This window comes from Pseudonocardia sp. ICBG162, assembly GCF_020496225.1.
Classification (GTDB): domain Bacteria; phylum Actinomycetota; class Actinomycetes; order Mycobacteriales; family Pseudonocardiaceae; genus Pseudonocardia; species Pseudonocardia alni.
In genome coordinates, this window is record NZ_JAHLJD010000013.1 from 2,001,879 (window position 1) to 2,017,628 (window position 15,750).

Annotated in this window: 12 protein-coding genes; 7 read left to right on the forward strand and 5 right to left on the reverse strand. The window is 73.4% G+C overall.

Translation table 11 applies throughout. The annotated features are described in order from the left end of the window. Positions 1-450: 450 nt before the first annotated feature. Positions 451-4,935 carry a glutamate synthase large subunit gene (gene gltB, locus KPL60_RS12405; protein WP_374228667.1) on the forward strand — a complete coding sequence of 1,495 codons (4,485 nt, stop codon included), beginning with the start codon at positions 451-453 and terminating at the stop codon, positions 4,933-4,935. Beyond that, on the forward strand, positions 4,928-6,379 hold the full coding sequence (locus tag KPL60_RS12410; RefSeq protein ID WP_226365902.1) for a glutamate synthase subunit beta: 1,452 nt from the start codon (positions 4,928-4,930) through the stop codon (positions 6,377-6,379). Before gltB ends, KPL60_RS12410 begins: the two co-directional genes overlap by 8 nt. A 60-nt stretch (positions 6,380-6,439) precedes the next feature. On the opposite strand, the gene KPL60_RS12415 is transcribed toward KPL60_RS12410, so the two are convergent. Next, on the reverse strand, positions 6,440-6,694 hold the full coding sequence (locus KPL60_RS12415) for a hypothetical protein (RefSeq protein ID WP_226365903.1): 255 nt from the start codon (positions 6,692-6,694) through the stop codon (positions 6,440-6,442). Between the two features lie 393 nt (positions 6,695-7,087). Here KPL60_RS12415 and KPL60_RS12420 point away from each other — a divergent pair, with 393 nt between their 5' ends. Next, positions 7,088-7,486 carry a DoxX family protein gene (locus tag KPL60_RS12420; RefSeq protein WP_226365904.1) on the forward strand — a complete coding sequence of 133 codons (399 nt, stop codon included), beginning with the start codon at positions 7,088-7,090 and terminating at the stop codon, positions 7,484-7,486. Positions 7,487-7,589: 103 nt separating this feature from the next. Then, entirely contained in the window at positions 7,590-8,486 is an 897-nt protein-coding gene (locus KPL60_RS12425) for a DUF2188 domain-containing protein (protein WP_226365905.1), read from the forward strand. 63 nt (positions 8,487-8,549) lie between these two features. On the opposite strand, the gene KPL60_RS12430 is transcribed toward KPL60_RS12425, so the two are convergent. Next, the gene (locus KPL60_RS12430; RefSeq protein ID WP_226365906.1) at positions 8,550-9,716 is read right to left on the reverse strand and encodes a PIN domain-containing protein; all 1,167 of its coding nucleotides are present in this window, start codon (positions 9,714-9,716) and stop codon (positions 8,550-8,552) included. A 54-nt stretch (positions 9,717-9,770) separates the two neighbouring features. Between KPL60_RS12430 and KPL60_RS12435 the strand changes: the two genes are divergently transcribed. After that, on the forward strand, positions 9,771-10,343 hold the full coding sequence (locus KPL60_RS12435; protein ID WP_226365907.1) for a maleylpyruvate isomerase N-terminal domain-containing protein: 573 nt from the start codon (positions 9,771-9,773) through the stop codon (positions 10,341-10,343). 32 nt (positions 10,344-10,375) lie between these two features. Here KPL60_RS12435 and KPL60_RS12440 read toward each other — a convergent pair whose 3' ends face one another. Beyond that, a complete protein-coding gene (locus KPL60_RS12440; RefSeq protein ID WP_226365908.1) occupies positions 10,376-10,939 on the reverse strand; it encodes a DUF2231 domain-containing protein in 564 nt (187 codons plus the stop codon). Between the two features lie 126 nt (positions 10,940-11,065). Here KPL60_RS12440 and KPL60_RS12445 point away from each other — a divergent pair, with 126 nt between their 5' ends. Then, the gene (locus KPL60_RS12445) at positions 11,066-12,190 is read left to right on the forward strand and encodes an alpha/beta hydrolase family protein (RefSeq protein WP_226365909.1); all 1,125 of its coding nucleotides are present in this window, start codon (positions 11,066-11,068) and stop codon (positions 12,188-12,190) included. Positions 12,191-12,197: 7 nt separating this feature from the next. Here the strand turns inward: KPL60_RS12445 and modA are convergent, their stop codons facing one another. Continuing rightward, a complete protein-coding gene (gene modA / locus KPL60_RS12450; RefSeq protein WP_226365910.1) occupies positions 12,198-12,977 on the reverse strand; it encodes a molybdate ABC transporter substrate-binding protein in 780 nt (259 codons plus the stop codon). 373 nt (positions 12,978-13,350) lie between these two features. Here modA and KPL60_RS12455 point away from each other — a divergent pair, with 373 nt between their 5' ends. Then, positions 13,351-14,502: a hypothetical protein gene (locus KPL60_RS12455; protein WP_226355855.1), complete on the forward strand. Its 1,152-nt coding sequence runs from the start codon at positions 13,351-13,353 to the stop codon at positions 14,500-14,502. A gap of 28 nt (positions 14,503-14,530) precedes the next feature. Here KPL60_RS12455 and KPL60_RS34645 read toward each other — a convergent pair whose 3' ends face one another. Then, positions 14,531-15,748: a RecX family transcriptional regulator gene (locus KPL60_RS34645; protein ID WP_308016735.1), complete on the reverse strand. Its 1,218-nt coding sequence runs from the start codon at positions 15,746-15,748 to the stop codon at positions 14,531-14,533. Between the last annotated feature and the right edge of the window lie 2 nt (positions 15,749-15,750).

Consider the following 15,750-nt stretch of genomic DNA (forward strand, 5'->3'; position numbering starts at 1 on the left):
CCTGCTCGCATGGTCAGCGATCCACATCACGGGACCGGTGGGCCGCTCTCAGTAGCGCACCGCGGTTGCGACGTGCGACTCTGTGCACTCGCCAGACCGCACTCGCCGGGGTGTGCGGTCGAACCGTGCCGCAGGAATGGCCGGGTACTGGAAGTCAGCGCCCGGCCGCTAGGCGTGCCCGGAGGAAGATTCCGTCCGCCGGTCACCCACCCGGCGGCACGGTGCACCTGAACGGCCCTCGTCGCACGTCCCACTCGGGCTGCGCGCTGTATTCTGAAAACCTTTTCGGACCGCAGCGAGCTGCCCGGTCCGGGTCGTCCGATGCGGGTGGCTCCAGGTGCACCGAGACGACAGGAGGAGCAGTTGGCCGCGATCAGTGACCAGACGCGTCGCCCCTCGCCCGGTGGGCTGTACGCCGCCGATCACGAGCACGACGCCTGCGGTGTGGCCATGTTGGCCGACGTCACCGGCAAGCGCAGCCACGCCATCGTGCAGAAGGCCATCGAGGCCCTGCTGCGACTGGAGCACCGCGGTGCGCGTGGCGCCGAGTACAACACCGGTGACGGTGCCGGGATCCTGATCCAGGTCCCGGACGCGTTCTACCGCGAGGTCACCGACTTCGACCTGCCCGCGGAGGGCGCCTACGCCACCGGCATCGCGATGCTGCCGCGTGACGAGGCCGAGGCCGCCGCGGCGATCGAGCGGATCGACGCGCTCGCCGCCGAGGAGGACCTCACGGTCCTCGGGTGGCGCGAGCTCCCGACCGACCCCGACGCCGCGGACCTGGGCTCGATCGCCCGGGACGCGATGCCCGGCTTCCGCCAGCTGTTCGTCGGCGGTGTCGAGCTGACCGGGGACGCCCCGGAGAACGCGCCCGCCGGCATCGAGCTGGAGCGCCGCGCGTTCTGCTTCCGGAAGCGGGTCGAGCACGACACCGAGACCTACTTCCCGTCGCTGTCGCCGCGCACCGTCATCTACAAGGGCATGCTCGCCGAGCCGCAGGTCGCCGCGTTCTACCCGGACCTGAACGACGAGCGCGTGACCTCCGCGCTGGCGATCGTGCACTCGCGGTTCTCCACGAACACGTTCCCGGCGTGGCCGCTGGCGCACCCGTTCCGCTACGTGGCGCACAACGGTGAGATCAACACCCTGCGCGGCAACCGGAACTGGATGGCGGCCCGCGAGTCGCTGCTGGAGTCCGCGAACCTGCCCGGCGACCTGTCGCGGCTGACACCGATCGTCACCCCGGACGCGTCGGACTCGGCCACCTTCGACGAGGTCCTGGAGCTGCTGCACCTGTCCGGGCGCAGCCTGCCGCACGCGGTGCTGATGATGATCCCGGAGGCCTGGGAGCACAACACCGAGATGGACCCCGCCCGGCGGGCGTTCTACGAGTACCACTCCACGCTGATGGAGCCGTGGGACGGACCGGCCCTGGTCGCGTTCACCGACGGCACCCAGATCGGTGCGGTCCTCGACCGCAACGGCCTGCGCCCGGCCCGCTACTGGGTCACCGAGGACGGCCTGGTCGTGCTCGCCTCCGAGGTCGGCGTGCTGGACGTCGCGCCCGACAAGGTCGTCCGCAAGGGCCGCCTCGAGCCGGGCCGCATGTTCCTCATCGACACCGAGCGCGGCAAGATCGTCGACGACGACGAGGTCAAGGGCGCGCTGGCCGCCGAGCAGCCGTACACCGACTGGCTGCACGCCGGTCTGATCCGGCTCGACGACCTGCCCACGCGTACCCGCGAGACCCCGACCCACGAGACGCTCAACCTGCGCCAGCAGGCCCTCGGCTACACCGAGGAGGAGCTCAACCTGCTGCTCCGCCCGATGGCGGTCACCGGGGCCGAGCCGATCGGCTCGATGGGCAACGACGCGCCGATCGCGGCCATCTCCGAGCGCCCGCGTCAGCTCTACGACTACTTCATCCAGCTGTTCGCCCAGGTCACCAACCCGCCGCTGGACGCGATCCGCGAGGAGCTCGTCACCTCGCTGTTCAGCCAGCTCGGGCCGGAGCAGAACCTGCTCGACGCGACGCCCGCGCACTGCCGCACGATCGTCGTGCCGTTCCCGGTGCTGACCAACGACGACCTCGCGAAGATCGTCCACATCAACGACGACGGCGAGTTCCCGGGCTTCAGCTCGCACGTCGTGCGGGGCACGTTCTTCGCCCGCGGCGGCGGCAAGGGCATGCTGTCGCGGCTGGCCGAGATCAAGCAGGAGGTGTCCCGCGCGATCGAGGGCGGGGCCCGCCTGATCGTGCTGTCCCAGCGCGGGGTGGACGCCGAGCACGCGCCGATCCCGTCGCTGCTGCTCACCGGCGCCGTGCACCACCACCTGGTGCGGGAGCGTTCCCGTACCCGGGTCGGGCTGCTCGTCGAGTCCGCCGACGCCCGCGAGGTGCACCACATCGCGCTGCTGCTGGGCTACGGCGCCTCGGCGGTGAACCCGTACCTGGCGATGGCCACGGTCGAGGACCTCGCCGAGCGCGGCGACGTCCCCGGCGTCGACGGCCGGACCGCGGCCAAGAACCTGGTCAAGGCGCTCGGCAAGGGCGTCCGCAAGACCATGTCGAAGATGGGTGTCTCGACCGTCGCGTCCTACACCGGCGCGCAGATCTTCGAGGCCATCGGTCTCGGGTCCGAGGTCGTGGACTCGGCGTTCGTGGGCACCACCTCGCGGCTGGGCGGCGTCGGCTTCGACGTGCTCGCCGAGGAGGTCCTCTCCCACCACCGCCGCGCCTACCCGGCCGACGACGTCCGTGCCTCGCACCGGGCGCTGCCGGTCGGCGGCGAGTACCAGTGGCGTCGCGAGGGCGAGCTGCACCTGTTCAACCCGCAGACCGTCTTCAAGCTGCAGCACTCCACGCGGGCCGGGAAGTACGAGGTCTTCAAGGAGTACACGAAGGCCGTCGACGACCAGGCGCGGAAGCTGATGACGCTGCGCGGCCTGTTCACCTTCAAGGACGGCCAGCGCGAGCCCGTGTCGGTCGACGAGGTCGAGTCGATCGAGTCGATCATGACCCGGTTCGCGACCGGCGCGATCTCCTACGGCTCCATCTCCCAGGAGATGCACGAGACCCTGGCGATCGCGATGAACCGCATCGGCGGCCGGTCCAACACCGGTGAGGGCGGCGAGGACCCGGACCGCTTCACCCCGGACCCGAACGGCGACTCGCGGCGCAGTGCGGTCAAGCAGGCGGCGTCCGGCCGGTTCGGCGTCACCTCCGAGTACCTGGTCAACGCCGACGACATCCAGATCAAGATCGCCCAGGGCGCCAAGCCCGGTGAGGGCGGCCAGCTGCCCGGCGGCAAGGTCTACCCGTGGATCGCGACCACCCGGTACTCGACGCCGGGCGTCGGCCTCATCTCGCCGCCGCCGCACCACGACATCTACTCGATCGAGGACATCAAGCAGCTCATCCACGACCTGAAGAACGCCAACCCGCGGGCCCGCATCCACGTGAAGCTGGTGTCCCAGGTCGGCGTCGGGACCGTGGCGGCCGGCGTGTCCAAGGCGCACTCCGACGTCGTGCTCATCTCGGGCCACGACGGCGGCACCGGCGCCTCGCCGCTGTCCTCGATCAAGCACGCGGGCGGTCCCTGGGAGCTCGGCCTGGCCGAGACCCAGCAGACGCTGATGGCCAACGGGCTGCGTGACCGGATCACCGTGCAGGCCGACGGCCAGCTCAAGACCGGGCGCGACGTCGTCATCGCGGCGCTGCTCGGCGCCGAGGAGTACGGCTTCGCGACCGCCCCGCTGGTCGTGTCGGGCTGCATCATGATGCGCGTCTGTCACCTGGACACCTGTCCGGTCGGCGTCGCGACGCAGAACCCGGAGCTGCGCAAGAAGTTCAACGGCAAGGCCGAGTACGTCGTGAACTTCATGAGGTTCGTGGCGCAGGAGGTCCGCGAGATCCTCGCCGAGCTGGGCTTCCGCTCGCTCGACGAGGCGATCGGCCGGGCCGACGTGCTCGACGTCGACACCGCCGCCCAGCACTGGAAGTCCAAGCACCTGGACCTCTCGCCGATCTTCAAGATCGCCGACGTGCCGGACGACGCGCCGCGCAAGCGGACCCGCGAGCAGGACCACGGCCTGGACAAGGCGCTGGACAACACCATGATCCAGCTGGCCGAGGGCGCGCTGCGCAACGGCGACCGGGTCCGCCTGGACCTGCCGGTGCGCAACGTCAACCGCACCGTCGGCACGATGCTCGGGTCCGAGCTGACCCGGGCGCACGGCGGCAAGGGCCTGCCCGACGACACGATCGACATCACGTTCACCGGCGCGGCCGGGCAGAGCTTCGGTGCGTTCGTGCCCAAGGGCATCACGCTGCGGCTGGTCGGCGACACCAACGACTACTTCGGCAAGGGCCTGTCCGGTGGCCGGCTGACCCTGCGGCCGGACCCGTCGTCGCCGTTCACCGCCGAGGAGAACGTCATCGCCGGCAACGTGATCGGCTACGGCGCGACCTCGGGCGAGATGTTCATCCGCGGTGTCGTCGGCGAGCGGTTCTGCGTCCGGAACTCGGGCGCGGTGGCCGTCGTCGAGGGCGTCGGTGACCACGGCTGCGAGTACATGACCGGTGGCCGGGTCGTCGTCCTCGGGCGGACCGGGCGCAACTTCGCGGCCGGCATGTCCGGCGGCGTCGCCTACCTGCTCGACGTGGACCGGAACCGGGTCAACCCGGAGATGGTCGACCTCGACCCGCTCTCGGACGAGGACCGGTCGATCGTGCACGACCTCGTCGAGCGGCACCACGCCGAGACCGGTTCCGCGGTGGCGCACGCGCTGCTCACCGACTGGGACGCCGCCGTCGAGCGGTTCGGCAAGGTCATGCCCAAGGACTACAAGCGCGTGCTGCTCGCGACGGAGAACGCCGAGCGCGAGGGCCGCGATGTCAACCAGGCGATCATGGAGGCTGCTCATGGGTGACCCCAAGGGCTTCATGACCACTCCCCGGCAGACGCCCACCCGGCGGCCGGTGGACCTGCGGCTGATGGACTGGCGCGAGGTCTACGAGGACTTCCCGACGAAGACCCTGGAGTCCCAGGCCGGGCGCTGCATGAACTGCGGCATCCCGTTCTGCCACCAGGGCTGCCCGCTGGGGAACCTCATCCCCGAGTGGAACGACCTGGTCTACCGCCAGGACTGGCGGGAGGCGATCGAGCGGCTGCACGCCACGAACAACTTCCCGGAGTTCACCGGGACGCTGTGCCCCGCCCCGTGCGAGGCGGCGTGCGTGCTGGCCATCAACGACGACGCGGTCACGATCAAGCAGGTCGAGATCGAGATCGTCGACAAGGCCTGGGACGAGGGCTGGGTCGGCCCGCAGGTGCCCGAGGTGAAGACCGGCAAGAAGGTCGCCGTCGTCGGGTCGGGTCCGGCCGGGCTGGCCGCCGCCCAGCAGCTGACCCGGGTCGGGCACGACGTCGTCGTGTTCGAGCGGGCCGACCGCATCGGCGGGCTGCTGCGCTACGGCATCCCCGAGTTCAAGATGGAGAAGGCGCGCCTGGACCGGCGCCTGGAGCAGATGGTCGCCGAGGGCACCCACTTCCGGGCCTCGGTCGACGTCGGCACCGACATCACCGTCGAGCAGCTGCGGGCGGACTTCGACGCGGTCGTCCTCGCCGGTGGCGCGACGGCGTGGCGCGACCTGCCCGCCGACGGCCGCGACGCCGAGGGCGTCTACCAGGCGATGGAGTTCCTGCCGTGGGCCAACCACGTGCAGCAGGGCGACATGGACGCACCGCCCATCTCCGCCGAGGGCAAGGACGTCGTGATCATCGGCGGCGGTGACACCGGCGCCGACTGCCTGGGCACCTCGCACCGTCAGGGCGCGAGGTCGGTGACCCAGCTGGAGATCATGCCGACCCCGCCGGAGCACCGCACCGACGGCATGCCCTGGCCGACCTACCCGATGGTCTACCGCGTCTCCTCGGCCCACGAGGAGGGCGGCGAGCGCCTGTTCTCGGTCAACACGACCGAGTTCGTGAAGGACGCCGACGGCAAGCTCGCCGGCATCCGGATCGTCGAGGTCACGCGCGGCGAGAAGGGCTTCGAGCCGGTCGAGGGCACCGACAAGGAGCTCCCGGCCCAGCTGGTGCTCCTCGCGATGGGCTTCGTGGGACCGGAGAAGGGCGCCCTGCTGAACGACCTCGAGGTCGACCTCGACGAGCGCGGCAACGTCGCCCGCGACGACCGCTACATGTCGTCGGTCGACGGCGTGTTCGTCGCCGGTGACATCGGCCGCGGCCAGTCGCTGATCGTGTGGGCCATCGCCGAGGGCCGCGCCGCGGCCGCCGGTGTGGACGAGTGGCTCACCGGGCGCTCCGTGCTGCCCCGCCCGATCGACCCGGGCGACCGCCAGATCGCCTGACGTCGTACGCACGGACGAGGGGCCCGGCCGCACAGGCCGGGCCCCTCCCGTGTGCCGGGGTCAGTCCATGCGCTCCAGCTCGTACGCGTCGTCGCCGATCCAGATCCGCACGCCCTCGGCGTCGTCGGAGATGTAGCCGTCCTCCTCCTCGCCGAGCTCGCGGATCGCGCCGAGCGCGAGCCGGTCGAACTCCACGACGCCGTCGCCCACGTCGACCGGCCGGTACTCCCGGGCCAGCATCGCGGTGCGGCACTGCGTCGCCAGCCACGTCGCGTTCTCCGTACCGACCTCGACCCGCCACCGCTCATCGCGCATGCGACGAGTATGGCCTGGATCACTCCGTCCGTCGCCGGTCTTCTACCGGCGATCGTGACGGAATGCTCCTCATCGGACGCACACCGCGATCCGCTCCCGCCCGTCGCGGGGGCGGCGCCGCTCACGGTGGCGGGCGAGACAGGGGCCACTGCACCCACAACCCGACGGCGGGTCGGGCGTTGAACCCCGTGACCGGCATCTGCAGAACCGGGAGCCCCTGTCGATGCCGGGCACCATCGGGTCATCGGGTACCGCGGCCACGCGCCGCGGGCCCGATGCCCGGTGGTGTATCCCCGCCCCGGTCGCCGCGCGAGGCGATGAGTTCTCCGGGTCCCGCCGGTCATAGGCGGTGAGTGCCCCGGAACCGCCGGGGCCGTGCCCGCGGAGGCCACCATGACCGCTCCCTCCCCCACCCGCCGTATGCCGGTCGCCGCACACCGTGCGCTGTGGGTGCTGCAGATCCTGCTCGGCCTGTTCTTCGTCCTGGCCTCGGCGCTGCCGAAGTTCTGGGGCGACCCGTTCGCCGTCGCGATCTTCGACGGGATCGGCCTCGGCCAGTGGCTGCGCTACGTCGTCGGGTTCCTCGAGCTGGCCGGCGGGATCGGCCTGTGCACCCGGCGCTTCGCCACCCCGGCCGCCACCGGGCTCGTCCTGCTGATGATCGGTGCGGCGCTCACCCAGGCATTCGTCCTGCACGGCGGGGCGCTGGTCGTCACGCCGCTGGTCCTCGGCGCCCTGGCCGCCGTGATCGCGGTCGCGCGACGGAACGAGACGCTCGCCACGCCTCGCTGACCTGCGTTTACGCACAGCGATCATCGGGCATCTCCGGGGAGAGAAGACCGATCCGGATACCCCGGTTCGCCCGAGTCAGTCCCGCAAGGGGGAGGAACCCGCCATGGCCGACCGCCACGTCAAGCCGGTCGACGACGGCTGGACCGTCGAGAAGGAAGACGCCCAGCGCCCGAGTGCCCGTACGAGCACCCAGGCCGAGGCCATCACCCGGGCGGTGGAGATCATCGCCAACGACGGCGGCGGCAACCTCGTCGTGTACGGCACCGACGGCTCGGTGCGCGAACGCCGCTCCATCGACTCCGACGCCGACGCCGGCACCGCCACGAAGGCCGCCGCGAGCGCCACCGCCACCGCGGCCGGCGACACCGTGTCGAAGGCCGCCGAGACCACCGGCAAGGCCGCCGACAAGATCGGTGCCGACACGAGGACCACCGCCAAGAAGGTCGCCGGCGAGACCGGTGACAGCGCGGCGAAGGCCGGCGAGACCGTCAAGAAGGGCGCCGACAAGGTCGCCGCCGAGGCTCGCAAGGTCGACGACCAGGGCAAGGACCCGAAGAAGGCGGGCAAGGCCGCCGCCGAGGCCGCGAAGGCCACCGGCGAGCAGCTGGCCGGGAACGCCCAGCGCACCGGCAAGCAGGTCGCCGGCGAGGTGTCGGCGTCCGCGGAGCGGTCCGCCGCCACCGTCAAGGCCGTCGCCGGACAGGGTGCCGACTCCGCGGTGCGCACCGCGGACCGGGCCGCGCGCGTGAGCGCCCGCGTCGAGGACGACCTCGACGACACCGGGGCCCGCCTGGCCCGCCGGCTCTACGAGAACGGCGAGCGTGCCGCCTCGCAGCTCGACGACCTCGCCCTGCGCGTCTACAAGCCGCTGAACCCGATCCGGTTCACCAGCCGCGTCGCCGCCGGGGCGGTCGCCACCGCGTTCGGCGTGACCGGTGCGGTCACCTCGCGCGCGGGCAAGCTGTTCCAGCGCGGGACCCGCAAGGCCGCCGGCCGCTGAGTCCCTGCAGTACCGCGACCGCGCCCCCGCCGACCTCGTCGGCGGGGGCGCGGTCGTGTGCGGTCAGGACGGCGGGCGCAGCACGTAGTCGCCGGTGTCGTCGCTCCACTCCATCGCAATGAGGTCCCGGGCGCGGGCCGCCTTCGCGAAGGACAGGAAGCTGCCGAAGCCGTAGCGCTTCTCGGAGAAGTCCGGCACCCGCTTGCGGAGCTGGTTCTTCAGCCCGGACAGCTGCGGCGGGTCCCCGGCCGCGGCGATCCCGCGCACCACGTCGACGAGCAGCGCGAACGCGTCGTGGTCGGCGTCCGGGTCGTCGGGCAGCGCCACCTCCGGGTCACCCTGCGCCGCACCGGTGGTCAGCGTGACCGCGCCGCGGTCCTGCAGGTGGCGCAGCAGCTCGAAGAAACCGCGGAAGCCGTGGTCGGCCTCGTCGAAGGTCGGGTCCTTGCGCAGGATCGCGCGCTTGAGCCGCGACGCCAGCACGGTGCCGTCGGCCTGCCGGGCGAGACCGCCCAGGGTGCTGACGACGAGCCCCGCGACGTCGCGCTCCTCGGCACCGGTGGTGGCGGTGTCGTCGCTGCCGTCGGAGAAGGTGACGTCGAACGGGTCCGGCGGGACGATCGGGGCCGGTTCCGGCTCCGGGACCGCGACCGGGGCGGGCGTCGACACCGGTCCCGCGGCCGCGGCGGCGGCCGGAGCCGGGCGGGGACTCCCCCGGCGACGACGCGGCGGCGCGGGCGCCTGGGTCGGCTCGACACCGGGGAGCCGGTCGTAGAACAGGAACTCGTCGCAGGCGGGCGGCAGCAGCGCCGAGGTCGAGGACTGCACCCCGATCCCGATCACGCGCTTGTCCAGCTCGCGCAGCTTGTGCATGAGCGGGGTGAAGTCGGAGTCGCCGGTGCCGATGGCGAAGGTGGTGATGAACTCCCGCTCGTAGGCGAGCTCGATCGCGTCGACGGCGAGCTTGATGTCCGCCGCGTTCTTGCGGGAGCCGCCGATCCGCTGCGGGATCTCGATGAGCTCCACCTGGGCGCGGGCCATCAGGCGGCGGTCCTCGTCGAAGGAGGACCAGTCGGCATAGGCGCGGCGGACCACGACCCGCCCGCGTTCGGCGAGCGCGTCGGCCACCGGGCCGAAGTCGAAGGGGACGACCCCGAGCCCGTCGCGGGCGCCGATCGCGAGGTTCTCGTAGTCGAGCAGCAGTGCGATGCGTTCGTCCTCGTGGGCCACCGCGGAAGCCTAATGCGCTGGCCCGGGTGCCCGCCCGCAGGGCACGGTGCACCGATGCGCGCGGAGGACGTCGAGAACGCGGTGACGGTACTGGTCGGAGCGCTGGGGACGGTGCCCGACGACGGCTGGTCCGCCCCGGCCGGACCGCTGGACTGGTCGTGCCGCGACACCGTGGTGCACGTCGCGGACGACCTGTTCGGCTACGCCGCCCAGGTGGCGCTCGCCCCGCCCGACGACTACCCGCCGTTCGAGATCGTGGTGCCCGGCGGCGTCGGCACCGCCGGGCTGCTGCAGGTCGTCGCGACCGGCGGGGCGATGCTCGCCGCCGCCGTCCGGACCGCGCCCGCGGGGGTGCGCGGCTGGCACCCCTACGGCGACGCCGACGCGGCCGGGTTCGCCGCGATGGGCGTCGCCGAGGTCCTGGTGCACACCCACGACATCACCCGGGCCACCGAACCGGCGTGGGCGCTGCCGGCGGCGCCGTGCCGGGACGTGCTCGCCCGGCTGTGGCCGGACGTCGACGCGGGCGACGACCCGGCCGGGGCGCTGCTGCACCACACCGGCCGGGCGTCGTGGCGCGGTGTGCCCGCGCCGGACCGGTGGCGCTGGTACGGCGCGCCGCACTGAGGGCGGCGCCGGGCCTCGGGGAGCGCGGGCGGTCAGCCGCCGTCCGGCTCCCCCTGCGACCCGCCCAGCGGCTGCTCGGCGACCTGGCCGGTCCACGCGGCACGCGCCCCGGAGTCCCCGATCCGCACCGTCGTCACCACCGCCCCGACCGCGACGACGACGGCCAGCACGGCCACCACCACCGTCGCGACGGTCCCGCCGGGCGCCGTCCCGGCCGGGACCTCCGGGGCCCCGCCGCCGACCGTCGCGGGGACGCGGCGCCCGGCCCGGACCGCCGCGACGTGGCGCACCGCGACCACGACGGCGACCACGGCCAGCCCGGCGACCCACGGCAGCAGCCCGTCGCCCAGCTCGGTGTGGGCCCGGATGAGCGGGGTCCGCGGCAGCCGGTGCTCCAGCCACTCCCCCGCCTCGGTGGTCACCGGGACCAGGGCCAGGGTGGCCGCGGCGAGCACCACGGTCGGCCAGACCAGACACACCCGCGCCGCGGGCCAGACCGCGACCAGCACCAGCCCGAGGGCGGTCAGCGGGACCAGCACCACGACGCCGTGCACCAGCAGGATGTGCGCCGGCAGCCCGGCGATCGTCGACTCCACACCGGCGACGCTAGGACCGGCGTCACCCCTCCGGACAGTGAACTCAGCAGATCCTCACCGGGTTCTCACCCGGGCCTCACAGCGGCAGGGGATGATCTCGCGGGCACGACACGAGGAGAACGGTCCATGGACGCCGGCACCACCGGGATCGACGCGGTCCCGATCACCACGTGGCAGTTCGTGACGGGGTTCGTCCTCGCCGGTGTGGTGGTCCTCGTGCTGGTCGTCCTGGGGGTGCGGCGGGCCGGGCGGTCCCGGTACCGGTCGCTGCGGATCCTCGCCCGGCTAGGCGCGACGGGCGTCGTCGCGGTGGTGCTGCTGGCGAACGCCCTGGTCGGGGTGAACGCCGGGCTGGACTACCTGCGGACCGTCGGTGACGTGGCCGGGACCGGACCGGTCGAGGGGATCGGGGTCGCCCAGCTGCTGCTGAGCCGGAAGGTCCCGGCGACCGGTCAGGTCGTGCAGATCCCGATCCCGGGGACGGCGTCGCACTTCGCCGCCCGGCCCGCGGTCGTGTGGGTGCCGCCGGCCTGGTACGAGCGGCCCCGGCCGCAGCTGCCGGTGATCGTGCTGCTCCACGGGACCCCCGGACGTCCGGTGGACTGGGTGGACTCCGGGGGCGCCGCCGACGTCGCGAACGCCTGGGCCGCCCAGCATCACGGGGTGGCGCCGATCCTGGTGATGCCCGACGTCAACGGCACCTACACCGCGGACTCCGAGTGCGTCGACACCTCGACCGCGAAGGTCGAGACCTACCTGACCCGCGACGTGCCCCGGGTGGTGAGCAGGCTGCTGGGGACGCGGCCGCCGGGGCCGTCGTGGGCGGTGGCGGGGTTGTCCGAGGGCGGCAGCTGCGCGGTGATGCTGGCGCTGCGCCACCCCACGGTGTTCGCCACGTTCGGTGACTACGCCGGGCTGCTCGGCCCGCGGGTCGGGGACTCCAACGGCGGGGTCCCGGACACCGTCGCCGGGCTGTTCGGCGGGTCGCAGACCGCGTTCGCCGCACACGACCCGGCGACCCTGCTGGCCGCGAACCGGGTCCCCGGGATCGCCGGCTGGTTCGAGGCGGGCGACGCCGACACCGACCCGGCCGCCGCCGCGCGCACACTGTCGGCGGTGGCGACCCGGGCCGGTGTCGAGAACCGGCTGGTGATCGTGCCCGGTGGCGGGCACGACTTCGACCTGTTCTCCCAGGCGCTGTCGGACTCCTACCCCTGGCTCGTGGGACGGGTGTCGGCCCCGATCCCCTGATCCGCGGTCAGGGCGCGCCGAAGCCGGCCGCCCCCAGGACCTGACGGCCCTCGTCGCCGTTCACGAACTGCACCCACTTCTGCGCCAGCTCGGCGTTCTTCGTGTTCTTCAGGACGACGATCGGGTACTGGTTGACCGCCTCCGACGCCTGCGGGATGTCGACGCCCTGCGCCTGCCCCTTCGACGCGGTGACGTCGGTCCGGTAGACGAGCCCGGCGTCGGCGTTGCCGGTGGTGACCTTCTGCAGCACCGACTTGACGTCCTGCTCCTCGGAGACGGGCGTGATGTCCACGCCGGCGGCCTTCTCGACCTTCTCCGTCGCCGAGCCGCACGGCACCTGCGGGGCGCAGACCACGGTCCGCAGACCGGGCTTGCTCAGGTCCTGCAGCGACGCGATCTGCTTCGGGTTCTGCGGCGCGACCGCGATCTGCAGGGTGTTGGTGGCGAAGACCTCGGGCTGCCCCTGGGCGTTGCCCGCGTCGGTCACCTTGGTCATGTTGTTCCGGTCGGCCGAGGCGAACACGTCGGCCGGGGCGCCCTGGTTGATCTGCTGGGCCAGGGCCGAGGACCCGGCGAAGTTGAACACCACGTCCGTGCCCGGGTTGGCGGCCTCGAACTTCTTCTCCAGGTCACCGAACGTGCCGGTCAGCGACGCCGCGGCGAACACCGTCAGCGTGCCGCCCTGCGCCTCGCCGCTCGGCTGCGCGGCGGTCCCGCCGCCCCCGGCTCCCCCGCCGCAGCCCGCCAGCGCGAACAGCGCCGTCGCCGCCAGCGCGGCGCCGGCCACTCGTCCTCTGATCCTCACGAACACCCTCCCGGGATCGACTCCTCGCGCCGTTCGCCGATCACGAACTGCGGCTCGGCGGGCATCTTATGCACGCAATCACCGGTTACGCACCATCGATCGGCACGCAGGACCGGATCTCTACCGCGCGGCTCGACTGTGGACTCTCAGTGATCGCTCAGCGTCCTCTGGGGTTGCTCTGCGCAACGACCGGAAGGGTCACCCACGTCGGCGGATCGTGCCGCCACGACGCAGGAGGACGACGGCGCATGGTGCTGGAGACGCTGGTCCCGCCGGGGGCCCCGGCCCCGGGGACGACGGCGGTGGGGTCGGCCCGCGGGCGGGACGGGTCCACCCCGGGTCCGGCGGTGCGGCGATGAGCGCGGTCGAGACCACCGTCGAGATCGCACCGCCACCGGGGCCGTCGCGGCGTCGCCGGCGCCGACGTCGGGCGGGTGCCGTGCTGGGGGTGCTCGTGGTGCTGCTCGGCGGCGCGGGCGCCGGGGTCGGCGCGGTGACGCTGGCCGCGCCCCCCGGGACCGGGCCGGTCGAGGCGACCGCCGAGTGGGCCCGCGACCACGGGCTGAACTGGCTCGTCACCGGCCTGGAGAAGCTCCAGTACGACGTGGACGCGCCGTCCGAGGGCGGCACCCCGGCCGGCGGGATCCCGCGGGCTCCGGGTGCGCTGTCCGACCCGGCGACGACGCCGCCGCTCGCCCCGGTCGCGGCGGGGGCCCCGCTGCCCGGGGAGGGCGTGTGGCAGACCGTCGTCGCCGACCACGGGCGGCCCGCGGTCCAGGTGACGACGCTGCGGGTCGACGACACCCACACCTCCTACCTCGCCGGGGTGCTGCGGATGGACCCCGCGCTGGTGCGGGGCACCCTGCACCCGGGCGTCGGCGAGCCCGCCGGGCACTGGCACGCGTCGACGTCGCTGGCCGGGCGGGCGGGTGACGGCGTGGCGGTGGCGTTCAACGGCGGGTTCAAGCTGTCCGACCCCAGCCACAACGGCTACTACGCCGAGGGCCGCACGGTCGCGCCGCTGCTGCCCGGCAAGGCCAGCCTGGTCCTGCACACCGACGGCCGGGCCGACGTCGGGGCGTGGGGCACCGAGGTCGGGATGGGGCCGGACGTCGCGAGCGTGCGGCAGAACCTGCTCCCGCTCGTCGACGACGGCGCGGTGAACCCGACGTGTGCCACCGGCGGCACCGCGGAGTGGGGCAGCACGATCGGCCAGAACGCGTTCGTCCACCGGTCCGGTTTCGGCGTGACCGCCGACGGCACCGAGGTGTACGTCGCCGGACCGGCGCTGTCGGTGTGCACGCTGGGCAGGCTGCTCGCCGACGCCGGCGTGGTCCGCGGCATGGAGCTGGACATCAACCCGGCCTGGGTCAGCGGGACCTACTTCCACGACCGGCCCGGGCACGCCCCGCAGGGGTTCGCGCTGTTCCCGGCCGAGCAGGTGCCGCCCACCCACTACCTCGCGCCGACGATGCGGGACTGGTTCGCCTGGTACCTGCGGTCGTGACCGGGCGGCGGGTCCCGCCCGGGACGGGTCAGTCCTCGGGCGGGGCCTCGCCCAACTCGTCGGCCTCCGCACCGGCGGCGGCGATCTCCTCCTTGACCACCCCGTAGGCGACCCCGGGCCCGTAGCCCTTGCGCGCGAGCATGCCGACCAGCTTGCGGGCGCTGGACTGCCGCTCCTCGCGACTCCCGACGGGCAGGCTCCGCAGCCGCCGTACGACGAGCTCGCGGGCCCGGTCGCGTTCGGAGTCGTCGTCGATGCCGGTGAGCGCCTCGTCGGCGATCTCGCGGTCGACGCCCTTGCGGTGCAGCTCCATCGCGATCGCCCGTTTGCCGAGGCCGCGGTGGCGGTGCCGGGACCGGACCCACTGCTCGGCGAAGGCCTGGTCGTCGACGAGTCCGACCTCGTCGAACCGCTCGAGGACGCGGTGCGCGACCTCGTCGGGGATCTCCTTGCGGCGCAGCGCGTCGCCGAGCTCCTTGACCGTGCGGGCGCGGTCGGTGAGCAGGCGCAGGCAGATGTCGCGGGCGCGGGTCTCCTGCTCCTGCGGTGTCTCGACGCGTGAGGTGGCGTCCTCGCCCCGGCGTCTCCCCCGGCCACGGCCCTCTCCGCGGCGCCGGCCACGGGGGGTGGTGCTCTCCTCGACCGGGTCCGGCCCGGTGCCCTCGGGCGCGGCGGCCGCGGCGTCCGGGTCGGTCGGGCCTGCCGCGGCGGCCGGACGCCGACGCGGGGTCGCGCGGTCGCGACGGGGTCCGCTGCGGCGAGCGCCCCGTCCGGACAGCTCCTCGAAGGAGACCACACGGGGCGAGCCGGGTCCTGCATCGTCGACGCCGTCGTCGGCACTCCCGCCGGAAGCAGGGTCGGGGCCGGAGTCGGGGCCGTCGAGGGTCAGTCTGCGGACCGGGGCGGGGGCCGCCGCCTCGTCTGTCGCGCCGTCCGCCGCGGGGCCCGTGGACCAGGCCGCCGGCGGGTCGGTCGCCGTCGTGGGGGCCTCGTCGGCGCCGCTCAGCGCGGCGAACGAGACCTGGTGGGGGCTGGTGTCCCAGCCGGGGACGGCCGGGGGCTCGGCGCCGGACTCGTCCGGCCCACCGCCGGTCGGGTCGGCGGTCCGGACCGCGGGCGGATCCTGCTCGTCGGTGACCGACGGGGTCACGCCGAACAGGTCGTCGAGCGGGACGGTGCGGGGCCTGGTCGGCTCCGCACCGTCCCGTCCGGACGTGCCTCCGGACCCGTCGCGCTCGCCGGTCACGC

Coding starts and splice junctions, on each gene's coding strand:
- KPL60_RS12410 (WP_226365902.1), top strand. CDS start 4,928: ATGGGTGACCCCAAGGGCTTCATGACCACTCCCCGGCAGACGCCCACC.
- KPL60_RS12435 (WP_226365907.1), top strand. CDS start 9,771: ATGCGCGCGGAGGACGTCGAGAACGCGGTGACGGTACTGGTCGGAGCG.
- KPL60_RS12425 (WP_226365905.1), top strand. CDS start 7,590: ATGGCCGACCGCCACGTCAAGCCGGTCGACGACGGCTGGACCGTCGAG.
- gltB (WP_374228667.1), top strand. CDS start 451: ATGTTGGCCGACGTCACCGGCAAGCGCAGCCACGCCATCGTGCAGAAG.
- KPL60_RS12455 (WP_226355855.1), top strand. CDS start 13,351: ATGAGCGCGGTCGAGACCACCGTCGAGATCGCACCGCCACCGGGGCCG.
- KPL60_RS12445 (WP_226365909.1), top strand. CDS start 11,066: ATGGACGCCGGCACCACCGGGATCGACGCGGTCCCGATCACCACGTGG.
- KPL60_RS12415 (WP_226365903.1), bottom strand. CDS start 6,694: ATGCGCGATGAGCGGTGGCGGGTCGAGGTCGGTACGGAGAACGCGACG.
- KPL60_RS12420 (WP_226365904.1), top strand. CDS start 7,088: ATGACCGCTCCCTCCCCCACCCGCCGTATGCCGGTCGCCGCACACCGT.